The sequence below is a fragment of the Burkholderia sp. LFS061 genome (assembly GCF_047978125.1).
GTDB lineage: Bacteria > Pseudomonadota > Gammaproteobacteria > Burkholderiales > Burkholderiaceae > Burkholderia > Burkholderia pyrrocinia_C.
The window spans coordinates 1-397 of the sequence record NZ_JBFPFS010000155.1 but is presented as its reverse complement, the minus strand read 5'-3'; the positions used below and the strand labels follow the sequence as shown (position 1 = coordinate 397).

Sequence of the window (397 nt, the reverse complement as noted above, 5' to 3'; positions counted from 1 at the left end):
ATTCGCTTGCGCCAATCTGATCAATTACTTCGTACGTTCGATGCCTTCCGACATCAAGAGCGCGGTAGCCTTTTTTAAAATGGCTTTCTCACGCTCGAGGCGTTCGATACGCGCCTCGAGTTCCTGAATACGCTGTTGATCCGCCGTGATTGCCTTGCCCTGCGGCGTGACGCCCTGGCGTTCCATTTGAAGCTGGTGCACCCAGCGACGCAGTACCGTCTCGCCGACGCCGACTGAGCGACTCGCTTCCATATGGCTATAGCCCTGGTCGAGCACCAGGCAGGCGGCTTGCTGTTTGAACTCCGGGGAAAACGTACGTCGTTGCTTGCTCATCAGACACCTCTTCATGGCGAACATTCTCGCCTAAATCAGTGTCCGGATTCATTAGACCACTACA

1 pseudogene is annotated in these 397 nt (G+C 55.2%); it reads right to left on the bottom strand.

The window, feature by feature from the left end:
- Positions 1–333, bottom strand: a pseudogene (locus ACNQQL_RS36130) (transposase); the annotation flags it as partial.
- Positions 334–397 lie beyond the last annotated feature (64 nt).